Annotated in this window: 19 protein-coding genes; 11 read left to right on the forward strand and 8 right to left on the reverse strand. The window is 62.4% G+C overall.

Features of this window, described 5'->3' with window-relative positions; all coding sequences use genetic code 11:
- Window positions 1-46 precede the first annotated feature (46 nt).
- Entirely contained in the window at window positions 47-1,066 is a 1,020-nt protein-coding gene (bmt, locus tag PYH37_RS21790; protein ID WP_280733486.1) for a betaine--homocysteine S-methyltransferase, read from the forward strand.
- Window positions 1,067-1,136: 70 nt separating this feature from the next.
- Here bmt and PYH37_RS21795 read toward each other — a convergent pair whose 3' ends face one another.
- Both PYH37_RS21795 and PYH37_RS21800 read right to left on the reverse strand, forming a co-directional pair.
- Window positions 1,137-2,288 carry an aminotransferase class I/II-fold pyridoxal phosphate-dependent enzyme gene (locus PYH37_RS21795; protein WP_280733487.1) on the reverse strand — a complete coding sequence of 384 codons (1,152 nt, stop codon included), beginning with the start codon at window positions 2,286-2,288 and terminating at the stop codon, window positions 1,137-1,139.
- Between the two features lie 40 nt (window positions 2,289-2,328).
- Window positions 2,329-2,967 carry a helix-turn-helix transcriptional regulator gene (locus PYH37_RS21800; protein WP_280733488.1) on the reverse strand — a complete coding sequence of 213 codons (639 nt, stop codon included), beginning with the start codon at window positions 2,965-2,967 and terminating at the stop codon, window positions 2,329-2,331.
- 119 nt (window positions 2,968-3,086) lie between these two features.
- On the opposite strand from PYH37_RS21800, the gene PYH37_RS21805 reads away from it, so the two are divergent.
- Window positions 3,087-3,431 (forward strand): hypothetical protein, encoded by a 345-nt coding sequence (locus PYH37_RS21805; protein ID WP_280733490.1) that lies wholly within the window; start codon window positions 3,087-3,089, stop codon window positions 3,429-3,431.
- Window positions 3,432-3,483: 52 nt separating this feature from the next.
- Here PYH37_RS21805 and PYH37_RS21810 read toward each other — a convergent pair whose 3' ends face one another.
- From PYH37_RS21810 to PYH37_RS21820, 3 genes are all read right to left on the reverse strand, one after another.
- On the reverse strand, window positions 3,484-4,230 hold the full coding sequence (locus PYH37_RS21810) for a phosphodiester glycosidase family protein (protein ID WP_280733492.1): 747 nt from the start codon (window positions 4,228-4,230) through the stop codon (window positions 3,484-3,486).
- 73 nt (window positions 4,231-4,303) lie between these two features.
- Entirely contained in the window at window positions 4,304-5,008 is a 705-nt protein-coding gene (locus PYH37_RS21815; RefSeq protein WP_280733493.1) for a 4Fe-4S dicluster domain-containing protein, read from the reverse strand.
- A gap of 107 nt (window positions 5,009-5,115) precedes the next feature.
- A complete protein-coding gene (locus PYH37_RS21820) occupies window positions 5,116-6,690 on the reverse strand; it encodes a trimethylamine methyltransferase family protein (RefSeq protein WP_280733494.1) in 1,575 nt (524 codons plus the stop codon).
- A gap of 515 nt (window positions 6,691-7,205) precedes the next feature.
- Between PYH37_RS21820 and PYH37_RS21825 the strand changes: the two genes are divergently transcribed.
- Window positions 7,206-7,904, forward strand: coding sequence for a corrinoid protein (locus PYH37_RS21825; RefSeq protein WP_280733495.1), 699 nt, complete (start codon window positions 7,206-7,208; stop codon window positions 7,902-7,904).
- A 110-nt stretch (window positions 7,905-8,014) separates the two neighbouring features.
- On the opposite strand, the gene PYH37_RS21830 is transcribed toward PYH37_RS21825, so the two are convergent.
- On the reverse strand, window positions 8,015-8,173 hold the full coding sequence (locus PYH37_RS21830; RefSeq protein WP_280733496.1) for an entericidin domain-containing protein: 159 nt from the start codon (window positions 8,171-8,173) through the stop codon (window positions 8,015-8,017).
- A gap of 39 nt (window positions 8,174-8,212) precedes the next feature.
- Here PYH37_RS21830 and PYH37_RS21835 point away from each other — a divergent pair, with 39 nt between their 5' ends.
- From PYH37_RS21835 to PYH37_RS21845, 3 genes are all read left to right on the forward strand, one after another.
- Window positions 8,213-8,842, forward strand: a complete 630-nt coding sequence (locus PYH37_RS21835; RefSeq protein WP_280733497.1) for a DUF1638 domain-containing protein — start codon at window positions 8,213-8,215, stop codon at window positions 8,840-8,842.
- A 727-nt stretch (window positions 8,843-9,569) separates the two neighbouring features.
- A complete protein-coding gene (locus PYH37_RS21840; RefSeq protein WP_280736128.1) occupies window positions 9,570-10,283 on the forward strand; it encodes a formyl transferase in 714 nt (237 codons plus the stop codon).
- A gap of 27 nt (window positions 10,284-10,310) precedes the next feature.
- Window positions 10,311-10,508, forward strand: coding sequence for a hypothetical protein (locus PYH37_RS21845; protein WP_280733499.1), 198 nt, complete (start codon window positions 10,311-10,313; stop codon window positions 10,506-10,508).
- 65 nt (window positions 10,509-10,573) lie between these two features.
- Here PYH37_RS21845 and PYH37_RS21850 read toward each other — a convergent pair whose 3' ends face one another.
- Together PYH37_RS21850 and PYH37_RS21855 are read right to left on the reverse strand one after the other, a co-directional pair.
- Window positions 10,574-10,723 (reverse strand): entericidin, encoded by a 150-nt coding sequence (locus tag PYH37_RS21850; protein ID WP_280733500.1) that lies wholly within the window; start codon window positions 10,721-10,723, stop codon window positions 10,574-10,576.
- 512 nt (window positions 10,724-11,235) lie between these two features.
- The gene (locus PYH37_RS21855) at window positions 11,236-11,721 is read right to left on the reverse strand and encodes a BA14K family protein (protein ID WP_280733501.1); all 486 of its coding nucleotides are present in this window, start codon (window positions 11,719-11,721) and stop codon (window positions 11,236-11,238) included.
- A gap of 348 nt (window positions 11,722-12,069) precedes the next feature.
- On the opposite strand from PYH37_RS21855, the gene PYH37_RS21860 reads away from it, so the two are divergent.
- The 5 genes from PYH37_RS21860 (at window position 12,070) to PYH37_RS21880 (ending at window position 15,484) form a co-directional block, all read left to right on the forward strand.
- Window positions 12,070-12,372 (forward strand): virulence factor, encoded by a 303-nt coding sequence (locus PYH37_RS21860; protein WP_037423594.1) that lies wholly within the window; start codon window positions 12,070-12,072, stop codon window positions 12,370-12,372.
- The gene (locus PYH37_RS21865) at window positions 12,365-12,949 is read left to right on the forward strand and encodes a methylenetetrahydrofolate reductase C-terminal domain-containing protein (RefSeq protein WP_280733504.1); all 585 of its coding nucleotides are present in this window, start codon (window positions 12,365-12,367) and stop codon (window positions 12,947-12,949) included. The genes PYH37_RS21860 and PYH37_RS21865 overlap by 8 nt, the downstream gene beginning before the upstream one ends.
- Window positions 12,946-14,037 (forward strand): methylenetetrahydrofolate reductase, encoded by a 1,092-nt coding sequence (locus PYH37_RS21870; protein WP_280733505.1) that lies wholly within the window; start codon window positions 12,946-12,948, stop codon window positions 14,035-14,037. The genes PYH37_RS21865 and PYH37_RS21870 overlap by 4 nt, the downstream gene beginning before the upstream one ends.
- Window positions 14,038-14,180: 143 nt before the next feature.
- Window positions 14,181-15,146, forward strand: a complete 966-nt coding sequence (locus PYH37_RS21875; protein ID WP_280733506.1) for a methyltetrahydrofolate cobalamin methyltransferase — start codon at window positions 14,181-14,183, stop codon at window positions 15,144-15,146.
- A 2-nt stretch (window positions 15,147-15,148) separates the two neighbouring features.
- Window positions 15,149-15,484: a hypothetical protein gene (locus tag PYH37_RS21880; RefSeq protein WP_280733507.1), complete on the forward strand. Its 336-nt coding sequence runs from the start codon at window positions 15,149-15,151 to the stop codon at window positions 15,482-15,484.
- The last annotated feature ends 1 nt before the right edge of the window (window position 15,485 follow it).

Here is a 15,485-nt window from a genome sequence, read left to right on the forward strand (position 1 = left end):
GATATCTTTATATGTTGTTGTAACTTCATTCAGCCGGGAAAAGCCGATGTCCGTTGCCGCCAATGTCCTGTCCGATCTCCTCGCCCAGAAGGGCGTTCTGCTTGCCGATGGCGCCACCGGCACGTCGCTCTTCGCTATGGGCCTGGAAGCCGGTGAGGCGCCGGAGCTCTGGAATGAGACGAAGCCGGAAAACATCACCAAGCTGCATCAGGATTTCGTCGATGCCGGCGCCGACATCATTCTCACCAACTCCTTCGGCGGCACGCGCCATCGGCTGAAGCTTCATCAGGCAGAAGACCGCGTGCATGCGCTCAACAAGCGCGCCGCCGAGATCGCCCGCGCCGTCGCCGACAAGGCTCCGCGCAAGGTCATCACTGCAGGCTCCGTCGGCCCGACCGGCGAACTGCTGATCCCGCTGGGCGCACTCTCCTACGAGGATGCCGTCTCGGCTTTTGCCGAGCAGATCGAGGGCCTGAAAGCCGGCGGCGCGGAGGTCGCCTGGATCGAGACCATGTCTTCGGCGGATGAAATTCGCGCAGCGGCCGAAGCGGCTACGAAAGTCGGCCTCCCCTATATCTATACCGGCTCCTTCGATACCGCCGGCAAGACGATGATGGGCCTGCACCCGAAGGACATTCACGGCGTTGCCAGCGACATCGGCGAGGGTCCGGTAGCGGTCGGCGCCAATTGCGGCGTCGGAGCATCCGACATTCTCTCCTCGCTCCTCGACATGGCCGCCGCAAAGCCGGAAGCCACCATCGTGGTCAAGGGCAATTGCGGCATTCCGGAATTCCGCGGCTCGGAGATCCACTATTCCGGCACGCCACCGCTGATGGCGGAATATGCGCGGCTGGCAATGGATGCGGGCGCGAAAATTATCGGCGGCTGCTGCGGCACCTCCTGCAGCCATCTGGCGGCAATGCGCCTTGCGCTCGACAATCACACGAAAGGCGAGCGCCCGACGCTCGATGTCATCATCGAGAAGATCGGGCCCCTGCGCAACAAGACCGCCAACGAGGGTGCTTCGGCACCGCCGCGCGAACGCAGCGGCCGCCGGCGCGCCTAAAATCGGCCGGACATTCGACAGCAAAGGCTCCGATCTACGGTCCGGAGCCTTTGCTGTGCATGGAGTAAACTCAAGCGCTGTGGCGCCCCACGCTCTGGCGCAGATGATTGCGCCAGGCTTCGAGCCCTGCCTCGATATTCTTGCGGCCGAAACCGACGCGGAAGCGGTCCTCAGCGACCGGCAGGAGTTCGGAGACGAAGAGGCTGGATGGGAGCAAGAGAACGCCGGACTTCTCGACCAGACGCCGGCAATGCTCCTCGACGCCGTCCGCCCCGAGATAACGGGCGAACCCGACGCAGCCGCCGTCCGGCGCGTGCCACTCGTAAAGTTCGGGGAATTCGGCGAAGAAGGCTCCGAGTTTTTCAAGGTTGGCGGTACACAGCGAGCGATTACGTTCAAGAATCCGCTCGCGCGATTTCAGCGCGATCGTCGCCAGCACTTCCGACGGTCGCGAGTTGCAGATCGAGAGATAATGCTTCAGGCCCTCCATGCGCTTAAGCAGCCCACGGTCGCGGCAGGCGATCCAGCCGATCCTCAGGCCCGGCAGTCCATAAGCTTTGGACATGACATTCAGCGAGACGCCGCGGTCGAAGAGTGCGGCCGCCTGCGGCAGGCGCTTACCTTCGTCGCGTTCGAGCCCGCGATAAACCTCATCGCTAAAAAGATGGATGCCACGCTCGGCGCAAAGCTCGGCAAGCGCCCGGAAGGTCGCCTGATCGGCGATTGCGCCGGTCGGGTTGTTGGGAAAATTGACAGCGATGAGCTTGGTATTGGGCTTCAGCGCCGCCCGCACGTCGGCGATATCGAGCTGCCAGCGGTTTTCAGGCCGAAGCGGCACGCCGGTAACCGATGCGGCGATCGTCACCGGCAGCGTCTCCATCGACTGGTAATTCGGCACGGTGACGATGGCGTGATCCTCGCGGCCGAGCAGCGCCAGCATGGCGCAATAGAGGCCTTCCTCGGCACCGGCAAAGCAGAGAATGTCCGCCGCCTCGAGCCCGGCATAGGTGACAGCGATCGCTTCGCGCAGCGCGGGTGCACCGTAGGTCTCCGTATAGCCGAGCGTCAGCCGCTCCCAGGCCTCGCGGTCGGCATCGTCGGCGAAGGACAGCAATTCGGCCATCGACATCGTTTCACTGTCGCTTGCCGTCATGTGATGGCGTGCCGTGAATTCCCAGCGGGAGAAATGGCTTTCGAGCCGGAAGGCAGGCAAGGTTGTCATATCGATTGTCCTCCTCGCACATTGCAGGATGTGCCAAATTTTACGCGGGATCCTGTCGGCGAGCGGCCGCGAGATAGTTGTAGATCGAGGCCCGTGATGCACCGATCAGGCTCGCCAGATGATCGACGGCGTTGCGGGTTTTAAAGAGCCCCTGCTCCTCGAGCGCCGCGACGAGCGCAATGCGGTCGGCGCGCTTCAAAGCCGAAAGCGCGAGCCCGCTCGCCTTGAGCCACGCGTGCAGCGCAGCGTTGATCTCCTCCCGCCAGTCGCGCGAAAACAGCGCCGGCGGCCGCGGCTCAGGCGTTCCGGCAAAGGCTGCAAGCAGCTTCACGGCGTCATCGATTCGCGAAACGTCGAGGTTGATGCAGAGAAGCCCCGTGGCGCGCCCGTCGACGTCACGCAACACGGCCGATACGGATTTCAGCCGCCGGCCGTCGGGGCCGATTTTCTCATAGGGTCCGAGCACGGAAACACGTTCGTCGACGTCTCCCAGACCATCCTCGATGAGGGAGTCCGTACCGGCCGTCCGGCCGGAAAAGGCATTCCAGATCGCCGCAACACGGCCGCTCGCAAGATCGTGCAGAACGACCTCGGCATGGGGATAAAGCAGCGCGCTGATCGCGGCGGCACTTGGTGCGTGCATCCCGAGGCTGAAGGGAACTGGCTGCTCGATGTTCATGGCGCCCACCTGAACGGAGATTGGATGTTTTGTCAAGATTAGACTTAATATCAACCGTTGCGGATGGTGGACCGCTCGCCTATCCCCGACGAGACATTCGATTCGAGGGAGACGATTCCATGAGCGGGCCAGCCGCCTTTTTGGACAAGGACACGACCGACGGCAAGTTTTCGACCTTCGGCGAAGCGGACCAGGCCTTCGTCAAGCTGCTGATGGAAAATCCCGAGCAGGACGAAAACCTAATGGAAGGCCTGCACCGCCATCTCGACCTTGCCACCGAAGCGCGGTTTCTCAACTCGCTGAAGCTCGAGCAGCTCGGAAACTGGCTCGGCCATGAAGCGCCCGCGCGCTTGCAGATGCGCCTCATGGAAGCGGCCCGCTCCAGCCAGCACCCCGCCTACCAGGCTTTCAAGGCAGGCCTCACAAAATCCGGTGGATTGCAGCGCGTTTTCCCGAAGGCATGAGCGGGCTGCGTTCGGAACACGGCCGAAAATTTCAGCCTTTGCGTCCTCATCGCTAAAATCGGGCTACGACGGCGATGATGGGGCCGAGCGGGAACAGCCAGTCGTGGCGGTTGATCTCCGGCGCATAAAGGCTCGAAATCGTGCCGTCGAGGAAAAGCGCGTTCGGGCAGTTCAACCGATCCCGAAATAGCGTCGCGAAATCATGGAAGCGCACCGACCGCTTCGATACGGCGAAGACCACCTCGCCCGTGGTCGTGACACCGACGCCGTTGCGGGTCTTCAGGCTGTCGCTGTCCGGCAGGAAGCGCGGATGGAGCGCACCGTCGATCACCAGCATCGGCCCGGACTGCGTCGCAAAGCGCGGCTTGATCCCGGCGGCACGATACGCCTCCGCCGCCATGACGCCGGCCTTGCCGTCGGCGATAAAGAAAACGCCGTTCGGCAGCAGATGGAAATTGCCCCAGCCGGAACTGGTGTTGAGCGGCGCTTGCTCCGCACCCTCCTCCACATGCAAGCCGACCGGTGAAAGATCCTCATGATACATGCCGCCATTCATCGCGAAGACGAGATATTCGTCGCGATGGCGCAATTCGAGCGCGAGCGCCTTGAAGGATTTGAACGGCACGCCGGCCTGATCCTTGTTGTAGAGGCGAATGTCGTTCGCCGCCGGATCGAAGGAGCAGACGATATAATCCTGCCCGAGATGGTCGACGTCGCGGCAGGCGGCGAGCGCCGGTTCGGCAAGGGCGGCCGAGAGGATGGCAGCGCCAAGGAGAAAAGATCTGGGAAACAGAGGCATGGGTCCGAAACTCAGGTGGAATCGTCACGTGAAGCATCGCATAGATTGCGGCGGTTTGATGCGTGCTTCGCCACTAAAGCCTGAGCGCCGCCATATGGAAACTTAGTTGCGCAGGCGGGTAGTGATAGTCTCGCCCGACCGGACAGGCATCGCGGGAAAGACAGCCTCGGGCGAGGCACCCGTCCGCCCCCGCCTCCGATCTCAGATGCGTGCGACAGCGATCGATATCGAACGCGCCAGATGCCAAAGCATCAGCCGGACAGGCTGACACGCAAGGCTTCTCCGCGCACGTTTCACAGGGATGGAAAGAAGCCATTTCTCCTATTGCCGGCAGCGCCCGATCGAACCCGAGCGCGCCGCGGTAACCGTGCCAGAGGCCGTAACGCGGATGGATGAGGATGCCGAGCGGCGACGGCTTCAAACCCTCGGCCGTCATCGCCCATTGCTGGAAGGGCTGCCAAGGCGGATCGGAGGGGAAATAGGCGGTGGCGCCGACCGCGTCGGCAACGGGACCGATCACCTGCTTTGACCAATTGTCGAGCGGGTCCGCCCCGCCCTGGTCGGGCTCGCGTTCGCGCCAGCGGGTGAACGGTTCCCAAATCGAGCCGCCGATATTGCCGATCAGGACAATACTTGCCGCGGGCCGGCCGCTGTCCAGCTCCGGCGCCGCCTCGCCCTCCCCGAAATTCACGGTGCCGCGCAAAAAAAGTCCGTGCGGCCGGAGAGCCGCACGGATGGTTTCGAGAGAATTGTCCGCCGATGCGGAGGGAACCGTCATTTTGGTTTCGGCCCCTGAGTTTCGTAATGCGGGCGCCAGACCTCCTTCTGGATCATGTCAGCCACCTGCGCCGCGCCGCCTTGCTCCCTGGCTCGTTCGGGAGCCCTTCAGGTGAAGGCGTCCGGCATCGAGTCCTTGCGCTTGGCGATATATTCCTTAAGCGCCTCGTCGATCGCCGGATCGAGGTAAGGCGCCTCGTAATGTTCCAGCCAAGAGCGGGCAAGCGCATTGGCACGCTGCTCGATCCGCTTCTCGCCTTCGATTTCCCACTGCTCGAAGGAATTGTTGTCGGCGAGCGGCGAGCGGTAGAAGGCCGTCTGGAAGTTTGCCTGCGTGTGGGCGCAGCCGAGATAGTGGCTTCCCGGACCGACTTCGCGGATTGCGTCCAGCGCCTGAGCGTCCTCGGAAAGGTCGACGCCCTCGGCCATCTTCTGCATCATGCCGAGCTGGTCCTGGTCGATCATGAACTTCTCGTAAGACGAAACGAGGCCGCCCTCCAGCCAGCCGGCCGCATGCAGCACGAAATTGGTGCCGGCAAGCAGCGTCATGTTCAGCGTGTTGGCCGATTCATGCGCGGCCTGGGCATCCGGAACCTTGGAGCCGCAGAGCGAACCGCCGGTACGGAACGGCAGGCCAAGACGACGGGCGAGCTGTGCGGCACCGTAGGAGACCAGCGATGGCTCCGGCGTGCCGAAGGTCGGCGCGCCCGACTGCATCGAAATCGAGGCGGCGAAGGTGCCGAAGAGCACCGGCGCGCCCTTGCGGATGAGTTGGGTGAACGAGGCGCCGGCGAGCACTTCGGCAAGGATCTGCGTCAGCGTGCCGGCAACGGTCACCGGGCTCATCGCGCCGGACAGGATGAATGGCGAAAGCACGCAGGCCTGATTATGGCGTGCATAAACCTTGAGCGCGCCCACCATCGTCTCGTCGAAGACCATCGGCGAGTTGGCGTTGATGAGGTTCAGCGTCACCGTGTTGTTTTCGACGAAATCGTCGCCGAAGACGATCTTCGCCATGGCGATCGTATCTTCGGCGCGTTCCGGCGCCGTCACCGAGCCCATGAAGGGTTTGTCGGAATAGCGGATATGGCTGTAGACCATATCGAGGTGGCGCTTGTTGACCGGAACGTCGACCGGCTCGCAAACCGTGCCGCCGGACGAATGCATCGACGGCGCCATATAGGCGAGCTTCACGAAATTGCGGAAGTCCTCGATCGTCGCATAACGGCGGTTGCCTTCCAGATCGCGGACGAAGGGCGGGCCATAGACCGGTGCGAAAACGGTGGCCTTGCCGCCGATATGGGCGTTGCGCTCGGGATTGCGCGCATGCCAGGTGAAGTTCGACGGCGCGCTCTTCAGGAGCTCGCGGCAAAGTCCCTTCGGGAAGTGAACACGCTGGCCACGCACGTCGGCACCAGCTGCTTTCCAGAGCTCGAGCGCCTCCGCGTCATCGCGGAACTCGATGCCGATTTCCTCGAGCACGGTGTCAGCATTGCGCTCGATGAGTTGCAGGCCTTCCTCGTCGAGCACTTCATATTCGCGGATCTTGCGCTGGATATAGGGCAAAGACGGCCCCGGACCGCCTCCAGTGCGCGACGCCCGGCGCGCCGCCGCTCCCCGCCCCTCGCCACGCGCGCGGCGTCCGCCGCCCTCGACCGCGCCTTTTTCTGTCACGTCGCTCATTCGCTCGTCCTCTCCCGCCACGCCCGCGTAATCCTATACGAAGGACGCAGCAACACTTTGATAGATGGCGCATAACCCTTTCGGAAGGTCGATTCCAGTGGTCGGAGCCTGCGCCCGGCATCGATTTGGCCTAATGCTACCAATGCGCCGTACCGGTACGGGTCTTAATGCGCCAACGGGTGGCGCATCTTAGACACTCGGCCGGGGCGCCAGCAGAGCCCTCGTAAACTGCAACGGATGGCAGGCGCCGGCATCCGCCGAGTCACGCCTAACTCGGATGTAACGCTTTGAACTGTTGCATAATTTTACCGGCCGCTGGATTCCGGAGAGGGAAATTATGCGATAGGACTATTCCAAAGGCGGGACTGACGGGCGCGCCGTCGTTTTTCATCACATGCGACGTCGCTTTCGAAAAGAGTTTTTTAGGTGTGGCCCGCTAAGGATGTGCTACGCGTCCGGATCGTGCCGAGATCACCGCGCGAAGACTACCGTGCCAGGAACCGAGGAACCCTACTATGGCAGATGATGAAATCATTCTCGAGGACCTTTCCGACGAGGAACTCGTGCAGCAGATGCATGACGACCTTTATGACGGTCTCAAGGAGGAAATCGAGGAAGGGACGCGGATCCTCCTCAAGCGTGGCTGGACACCCTACGACATCCTGACCCAGGCGCTCGTCGAAGGCATGCGCATCGTCGGCATCGACTTCCGTGATGGCATCCTCTTCGTGCCGGAAGTGCTGCTTTCAGCCAATGCGATGAAAGCCGGCATGTTTATCCTTCGCCCGCTGCTTGTCGAAACCGGCGCGCCGAAACTGGGCAAGATGGTCATCGGCACGGTCAAGGGCGACATCCACGACATCGGCAAGAACCTCGTCGGCATGATGATGGAAGGCGCCGGCTTTGATGTCGTCGACCTCGGTATCAACAATCCGGTCGAGAACTATCTCGAAGCGATCGAGCGCGAGCAGCCGGATATTCTCGGCATGTCGGCGCTTCTGACCACGACCATGCCCTATATGAAGGTCGTCATCGACACGATGAAGGAAAAGGGTCTGCGCGACGACTACGTCGTCCTCGTCGGCGGCGCGCCGCTCAACGAGGAGTTCGGCAAGGCGGTCGGCGCCGACGCCTATTGCCGCGATGCTGCTGTCGCCGTCGAGACCGCCAAGGATTTCATGAAGCGCAAGCACAACAGGCTCGCTGCCGGCTAAGCCTGAATGCTTTTCAACAAGAAAGCCGGCTGCACGGGTGAAAACGGCAGCCGGCTTTCTTATTTTAAGGCGACAGGAAGGGCGCAGATGCGGCGCCCGGCCTTAGATCGTCAGTTCGCGGCTCTGGCGACCCGGCGACCGGCCGACTCTGTCGCGTTGACGGTATTTGCAGTATCCTGCCCGATGCCGCGGATGGTGTTGGCGCAGGAACTCAGGGTTGTCAAAGCCATCAGAATGGCGCCGATCGTTGCGAGAGTCTTTGTTGTCATGACCATGATTCCTTTATGTTGCTGCAAGGCGGAATAAAGATGGAAAACGCAACGTCGGCAAGAGAACGTGCACAACCAAAGAAAGTTCATGTCATAGGTTGCGGAGCGATCGCGCGCGAAATTCTTGCCGTCTGCGAAGCCAACAATCTCGACCACATCGATCTCCACTGTCTGCCCGCCATCTGGCACAACACACCGGAAAAAATCACGCCGGGCGTGCGCGAGGCGATCGCGAGGGCACGCGCCAATGGCTTCGAGCGTATCTTTATCGCCTATGCCGATTGCGGCACCGGCGGCGTTCTCGACCGGCTCTGCGAGGAGGAAGGCGTGACACGCATTCCCGGCCCGCATTGCTATTCCTTCTTCGCCGGCAATGCCGATTTCGCCGCGCGCTGGGACGACGATCTCACCGCCTTCTTCCTCACCGATTTCCTCGCACGCCAGTTCGAAGCCTTCGTCGTCGAACCGCTCGGCCTCGACCGCCATCCGGAACTGCGCGACATGTATTTCGGCCACTACCGCAAGCTCGTCTATCTCTCGCAGGTGGAGGACGAGGCCTTGCAGGAAAAGGCCCGCCGCGCCGCCGAATACCTTGGGCTGGCCTATGAATACCGCCACACCGGCTATGGCGATCTCACCCGCTCGCTCATCGAGGCGTCATCGCACTAGAGCGCCGTGCGTTCAAGTGAACGCACAAAGGACGCTCTAGCACTCTAGATTCTAGAGCATCTTGTCCGCTTCCAGCGGTTCCGCTTGAAAGCGGGATGCTCCAAGGGTCTCGCGCCGCTTCAACGCGCAAGGGTCGCCGCAAAAAAGAGTGCGTAGCTGCGTAGTTCCTTCCAGACCGGACCATGGCCATAACCAGGTGAACAGTTCTTGGATGGAATCTGACGCAAGAAAGCGGCCATTCACGGCCCGGACGCACCGTGGCTGGATCCCTGTGACAAGCACAGGAAGGGGGAGCTTGCTGGACCCGCAAAACACCAGGGCCCTGACCGGGACGAGCGCAGGCGCGATGCCCCCTCCGAAAAATGTTACGATCCTGCTTCCAGTAATTCCCTCCCATTTGCCAATCCTTTGTCTGGTGAGCGCCTCAGTGGGGCGTCCCTCATCCCTGTGCTTGTCACAGGGATCCAGCCGCGGCGCGTCGGCGGCGCGGAAAACTCCGTGCCACCCACCGCTGTCCTCGCGCGGCTCAACATCCCTCACTTAAGTCGACGGTAAGGTCTTCGGTCGTATTCCTTGGTGTGTTTCCATCGCCTGCGCACATCGCATCATCCAAGAAATCCATCCGAAACCAACGGAAAACTCTGTGATTGCAGAAGAGGTAAAACCAAGCGCACGGACCAGCCGCCCGATCGTCATCGTCACCGCCGGCGGCGAAAATCCGAATGTCATGATCAATGCGCTCGCCGCACATTTCGATGACGTCGTGGTCCTGCAGGAACCGCCGGAGCCGAAGGCGCTTTTCGTCAAACGCCGCGCCCGCAAACTCGGCTGGCCGACGGCCCTTGGCCAATTGGCGACGATGGTCGCCTCCCGTTTCGGCAAGCGCTTCATCCGCCGGCGGGCGGCCGAGATACTTCGTCGGTATGGCGCGTCCGCGGAGCCCAATTCGTTGGTTCCGGTGCATCGCATAGGCTCGATCAACGATGCCGAAGGGCGGGCACGGCTGAAGGCACTTCAGCCCGCGGTCGTGTTCCTCATCAGTTGCCGTATGCTGAAGCCGGAAACGCTTGCGGCGATCTCCTGCCCGGTTCTCAATTTTCACGCGGGCATCAATCCGCAATATCGCGGTTTGATGGGCGGCTACTGGGCACGCGTCAGCAACGACCTCGAAAACTTCGGCGCGACCGTCCACCTGGTCGATGAAGGCGTCGATACCGGCGGCATACTCTACCAGTCGCGGCAAGTGCCGACGCGTGCCGACACAATGCACACCTATCCGCTCCTGCAGACCGCCGCCTCGACCGGTATCGCGATCCGGGCCGTCGAGGATGCGCTTGCCGGACATCTCCGCCCGCAAGATATCGCAGCCGCCTCCCGGCAATGGTACCATCCGCCCCTCTGGACCTGGGTCTGGAATGGCTTGTGGCGCCGAACCTGGTAGACCAAATTACGAAGTGAGGGAAATTCAATGCCGCAAGAGCGCTACGAACTCGTTCTCGATCCGACCGACCATTGGACGGTATGGGACAATGTAACGGGTGTACCGGTGGTTTTCGCCGATCGGATACTTGGTGGGCTTACCGAAGACGAGGCGGAAGCGGCTCTCAAGCTGCTCGTCGAGCTAGATCGGAACCGCGCGACGGCCGCTGTCGGAGACGCCGCGTAGGCGGAGCGGCACCCAAGACCGTTCACGCACGCCGGTGTTTGCGGCGTCGGACGCATCAGGCGCTATTACTGACCCGCCTTCAGCACACGATGGGTGGCGCTATCTACGGCGCGGCCCGTTTCAGCGCTGTCCTGCCTGAAACCGCGCGCTGTATTGGCGCAGGCGGAAAGCGCAAGCAGCGCCAGGCACATGATTGCGATTACAGCTCTGGACATCCTCAACTCCGATCACAGCGCCGTGCGTCTTCTCAGACGCACAAAGGTCGCTGGACACTTTGAATTGCTGCATGGTGTTGTTCTTAAATCGGTTCCGATTTAAGGAACCATGCAGTGACCAGCGATCGAAAGGAGATGATGCGCATTCCCGCGAAATCAAGCCGCATGAGCGCTTGCCTTCGGCGGGCAACGGAGAGAACATCGCCCCCCCCGTCATATCCAATCCATGATTGGAGACAGTGATGACCCGCAAATCTTCGATAGTCGCAGCCGCGATAGCCCTTTTGACACTCGCGGGCTGCATGAGCGATCAGTCCAGCCGAAGGAATACTGCCCCTCCGCCTCCGAGTAGTGCCGGCAGTGCCGGCGGCGGCAGCATGGGCAGCTCGGGAGGCGGAAGTTCAGGCTACTAGAGCGTCGAGCTTTTTTCCGCCGCACAGAGCTCGCTGCAGCACCTTGAAGTGCCGCATGGTAGTCCGCTAGTCTCGCGACGAACGGGCCTCCGAAGGGCGTCAATAGTAAGGCGAATAGCACTGCTGACGCGGGCCGCCGTATGGTTGGAACGAATTGTCCCAGGCGCGATAGGAGCGATACCGGTTGTAGCACCAGTTCGTGTGGCGCTGGCTCAAGCCGGGCTCGGCGTAGCGCGGAGGCGCTGCGATCGTGCCGCCAATGATGGCTCCCGCCCCGAAAGCCGCGAGAGGGTACCACCAGCCGTCGTTGTGTCTGCGGTACCCGTGCCGGTGATATCGGTATCCGCGATGGCCGTTATACCAGCTGTAGCGATAGCCCTCGCCGCGCCAGCCCGGCCGTGGGCGATATCCGCCATGGTGCCAGCCTGGCCGCGGACGCGGCCTGTGGCCATGCCAGCGCTCTCGATGCCGAACCAAGTCGACGTCGTTCGCCTGCGACAGCGGAACGGCGGGCATGGCCTGAGCGGGCGCATAGCTCGTGAAAGCTGTTACGGCCGCAAGGAATAGGATGCCAATCTTCTTCATCTCCACACCTATCTGTTGCGATAGGTGCAGATTTCCCGCCCTTACGTGAACCCGTAGTGAATGCCAACTTGATGATGTTCTAAGGTAAGTTGCAAAAAAGGCCATCTCTCCCTGTGCGATTCTTGGCGAATGTCGCAGGGTGCTGGACATCAAATGCTTCCAACACCGGCTCCATGGACGGATTTCACCACCTGGGACTGCCGGAAACGGCCGTGAATATGCGCATGACGCATTCCGGCGGATGCGCGACTGTGCAGCGTCGTTTTTGGACATATCCAACGTCGTGGCAAGGTGAGCCACAGCGCATGGACATGCGCATTGTCGGCTCTAGAGGAGAACAGGAATCCCATGGCAGACCGCATTATCGTCTACTGGCGCGATATTCCCGCCCAGGTCATCATCAAACAGGGCCGCAAGAGCGCCAAACGCGAGCTTTCGCTGCGCTTCACCGAGGCGATCGACATGTGCGCGATGCGCACCGGCGCCGCCGAAACAGACGACTATCTTGCGGAATGGCGCAAGGCCGATCCTGTTCCGGTCTCCGACGACCTGGAGGCGGAGGCCGACAAGGCGGCGGCAGAACTCGAGGCCGCCTATGACCGGGAGCGGCTCGTCGCGCTCGTCAAGGCCGGAGGCCGCGACAATGCCTGATCCGAAGGTCGTGACCGGCAACGCCCAACCCGCCAAGAAGGCGGCGACCGGCGCCTATACGCCGTCGGCCGTCTCGCCAAGCCGGCGTTCGCGCCACAAATATACGGTCCGGCTCTGGGCCGTGCGGCATTCGCGCTTCCTCGAATGGTTCTACAACCGCTTCGCCGACCTGTTCTTGAAGCTCCATCCGCTATGGAACGCGATCGGCTATGGACGGGTTGAGCGGCCTATCACCTTCGTCGAACGCCACGTGAAGGGTTTTCTCTTCGACTGCCGCATGTGCGGCCAGTGTGCGTTGTCGTCGACGGGCATGTCCTGCCCGATGAACTGTCCGAAGCAATTGCGCAATGGCCCCTGCGGCGGCGTGCGCGCCAACGGCAATTGCGAGGTGGAACCGGACATGCCCTGCGTCTGGGTGCAGGCATGGAAGGGTTCGCAGAACATGGTGAAGGGCAATGCGATCATGAACGTGCAGCCGCCGGTCAACCAGTCGCTGCGCGAGACGTCGGCCTGGCTGCGGGTTACGGCCGAGGCTGCGGCCCGTCAGGAAGCGGCGAAGAAGGAAGGCCAGCAATGAGCCCGGATATCAACCCCTTCGATCCTAGCGCGCCGCTCGATCCGCTGCCCGGCCATTCCTCGCGCGGGCGGCTGGAGCGGGTGCTTCGCCGCGGCGAATTCGCCGTGACGGCGGAGCTCAACCCGCCGGACAGCGCCAATCCGCAGGACGTCTATGAACGCGCGGCGATCTTCGACGGCTGGGTCGACGGCATCAACGCGGTCGACGCCTCGGGTGCCAATTGCCACATGTCCTCGGTTGGCATCTGTGCGCTGCTAACGCGCATGGGCTATGCGCCGATCATGCAGATCGCCTGCCGCGACAAGAACCGCATCGCCATCCAGGGCGACGTGCTCGGCGCATCCGCCATGGGCGTGCAGAACATCCTGTGCCTGACCGGCGACGGCGTGCAGGCCGGCGACCAGCCGGGCGCCAAGCCCGTTTTCGATCTCGATTGCATGTCGCTGCTCGAAACCGTGCGGATCATGCGCGACAACTCGAAGTTTCTTTCCGGGCGCAAGCTGACGACGCCGCCGCACGTCTTTCTCGGCGCCGCGATCAACCCCTTCGCCCCGCCCTATGACTTCCGTCCCTATCGGCTCGCGAAAAAGATCGAAGCCGGGGCGCAGTTCGTCCAGAGCCAGTATTGCTTCGACGTGCCGATGTTCCGCGAATACATGAAGAAGGTGCGCGACCTCGGCCTGCATGAGAAGTGCTTCATCCTCGTCGGCGTTGGCCCGTTGGCGTCGGCCAAGACCGCCCGCTGGATCCGCTCCAACGTTCCGGGCATCCATGTCCCCGACAGCATCATCACGCGGCTCGAAGGCGCTCAGGATCAGAAGAAGGAAGGCAAGCAGATCTGCATCGACATCATCGACGAGGTGAAGGAGATCGAGGGCGTCTCCGGCGTCCACGTGATGGCCTACCGTCAGGAAGAGTACGTGGCCGAGATCGTCCATGACTCGGGCGTTCTGAAGGGCCGCAAGCCCTGGAAGCGCGAAAGCTCGCCGGCGGATGCGCTCGTCGCCGAGCGATTCGAACATCTTCGCGAGGGTAAGGAAGAGAACCAGCAGGAGATGGCCGAAGCCGCAGCGCACCATCCGCATTGAGGCGGCCTGACAAGAAAGAGCGCAACAAACTGTGCGCTCGCTTCGATAGCAGAGGAAAACCGGCGTATCGGCCCGCCCGGCGCCTTACAAACACAGACGGGGCCTATTACATAGCCCCACGCCACAGGATCAGAGGATCTTATATGACCCGTACCATCGTCGCCTCCGCCACTCGCGAGATCATCATCGGTTTCGACCAGCCATTTTGCGTCATCGGGGAACGCATCAATCCAACCGGCCGCAAGAAGCTCGCCGCCGAGATGATCGAGGGCAACTTCGACACCGTGATCAAGGACGCGCTGGAACAGGTCGCGGCCGGCGCGACGATGCTGGACGTCAATGCGGGGGTCACCGCCGTCAACCCGAATGAGACCGAGCCGCCGCTGCTCGTCAAGACGCTGGAGATCGTCCAGGGCCTCGTCGACGTGCCGCTGTCGATCGACAGCTCTGTGACGGCCGCGATCGAGGCCGGCCTCCGTGTCGCCACGGGTCGCCCGCTCGTCAACTCGGTCACCGGCGAAGAGGAAAAGCTGGAGGCGATCCTGCCGCTCTGCAAGAAGTACGATGTGCCGGTGGTGGCGATCTCCAACGACGAGACCGGCATTTCGATGGATCCGGACGTCCGCTTCGCGGTCGCCAAGAAGATCGTCGAGCGCGCCGCCGACTACGGCATCAAGTCGCACGACATCATTGTCGATCCGCTGGTCATGCCGATCGGCGCCCTCGGATCGGCCGGCCAGCAGGTCTTCGCGCTGCTTCGTCGCCTTCGCGAAGAACTGAAGGTCAACACCACCTGCGGCCTCTCCAACATCTCCTTCGGCCTGCCGCACCGCCATGGCATCAATGCCGGCTTTATCCCGATGGTGATCGGCGCGGGCATGACCTCGGCGATCATGAACCCCTGCCGTCCGCAGGAAATGGAGGCCGTGCGCGCCGCGAACGTCTTGAACGGCACCGACCCGAACTGCACGAACTGGATCAGGACCTATCGCGACCACAAGCCGGCCGAAGGCGGTCATGCCGTCGCTGCGGCAGCACCGGCAGGCGTCGGCGGCGGACGGCGCGGCGGACGCGCGGCCCGGGCGGGCGCCGCCGCAAGGGCGGAATGATCATGGCCAAGCACCATTCCCTTGCGAGCGATCTGGCGGCGCTCTGGTTTCAGGCGCCGATGGTGATCGCCGCGCGCACGCAGGCAGCAGCCGTTGCCGCGATGACAGGCTCTGCGACCGACCATGTCGAGGCAAGCCGGATGGTAACGGAAAAGGTGGCGGCGATCGCCGAAAGCGTCGTCGCCGCCAATGTGGCGATGATCAAGGAAGGCATGGGAATGGCCGTGGCACTCGCCGCTGGGAAGACCGTTTCCGGCGGTCATGACCGGGTGACGGCAGCCGTCTTGCGCCCCTATGCAAAGAGGGTGCGGGCCAATGCCCGCCGGTTGTCGAAATAGG

This window comes from Sinorhizobium numidicum (genome assembly GCF_029892045.1).
In the GTDB taxonomy this organism is placed as follows: domain Bacteria; phylum Pseudomonadota; class Alphaproteobacteria; order Rhizobiales; family Rhizobiaceae; genus Sinorhizobium; species Sinorhizobium numidicum.

Bases quoted from the DNA above. Each gene is read 5' to 3' on its own strand.
- PYH37_RS21795 (WP_280733487.1), bottom strand. From the start codon at position 2,288: ATGACAACCTTGCCTGCCTTCCGGCTCGAAAGCCATTTCTCCCGCTGG.
- PYH37_RS21840 (WP_280736128.1), top strand. From the start codon at position 9,570: ATGATCAATGCGCTCGCCGCACATTTCGATGACGTCGTGGTCCTGCAG.
- PYH37_RS21855 (WP_280733501.1), bottom strand. From the start codon at position 11,721: ATGAAGAAGATTGGCATCCTATTCCTTGCGGCCGTAACAGCTTTCACG.
- bmt (WP_280733486.1), top strand. From the start codon at position 47: ATGTCCGTTGCCGCCAATGTCCTGTCCGATCTCCTCGCCCAGAAGGGC.
- PYH37_RS21830 (WP_280733496.1), bottom strand. From the start codon at position 8,173: ATGACAACAAAGACTCTCGCAACGATCGGCGCCATTCTGATGGCTTTG.
- PYH37_RS21825 (WP_280733495.1), top strand. From the start codon at position 7,206: ATGGCAGATGATGAAATCATTCTCGAGGACCTTTCCGACGAGGAACTC.
- PYH37_RS21860 (WP_037423594.1), top strand. From the start codon at position 12,070: ATGGCAGACCGCATTATCGTCTACTGGCGCGATATTCCCGCCCAGGTC.
- PYH37_RS21865 (WP_280733504.1), top strand. From the start codon at position 12,365: ATGCCTGATCCGAAGGTCGTGACCGGCAACGCCCAACCCGCCAAGAAG.
- PYH37_RS21815 (WP_280733493.1), bottom strand. From the start codon at position 5,008: ATGACGGTTCCCTCCGCATCGGCGGACAATTCTCTCGAAACCATCCGT.
- PYH37_RS21880 (WP_280733507.1), top strand. From the start codon at position 15,149: ATGGCCAAGCACCATTCCCTTGCGAGCGATCTGGCGGCGCTCTGGTTT.
- PYH37_RS21805 (WP_280733490.1), top strand. From the start codon at position 3,087: ATGAGCGGGCCAGCCGCCTTTTTGGACAAGGACACGACCGACGGCAAG.
- PYH37_RS21810 (WP_280733492.1), bottom strand. From the start codon at position 4,230: ATGCCTCTGTTTCCCAGATCTTTTCTCCTTGGCGCTGCCATCCTCTCG.
- PYH37_RS21800 (WP_280733488.1), bottom strand. From the start codon at position 2,967: ATGAACATCGAGCAGCCAGTTCCCTTCAGCCTCGGGATGCACGCACCA.
- PYH37_RS21875 (WP_280733506.1), top strand. From the start codon at position 14,181: ATGACCCGTACCATCGTCGCCTCCGCCACTCGCGAGATCATCATCGGT.
- PYH37_RS21820 (WP_280733494.1), bottom strand. From the start codon at position 6,690: ATGAGCGACGTGACAGAAAAAGGCGCGGTCGAGGGCGGCGGACGCCGC.
- PYH37_RS21835 (WP_280733497.1), top strand. From the start codon at position 8,213: ATGGAAAACGCAACGTCGGCAAGAGAACGTGCACAACCAAAGAAAGTT.
- PYH37_RS21845 (WP_280733499.1), top strand. From the start codon at position 10,311: ATGCCGCAAGAGCGCTACGAACTCGTTCTCGATCCGACCGACCATTGG.
- PYH37_RS21870 (WP_280733505.1), top strand. From the start codon at position 12,946: ATGAGCCCGGATATCAACCCCTTCGATCCTAGCGCGCCGCTCGATCCG.
- PYH37_RS21850 (WP_280733500.1), bottom strand. From the start codon at position 10,723: ATGTCCAGAGCTGTAATCGCAATCATGTGCCTGGCGCTGCTTGCGCTT.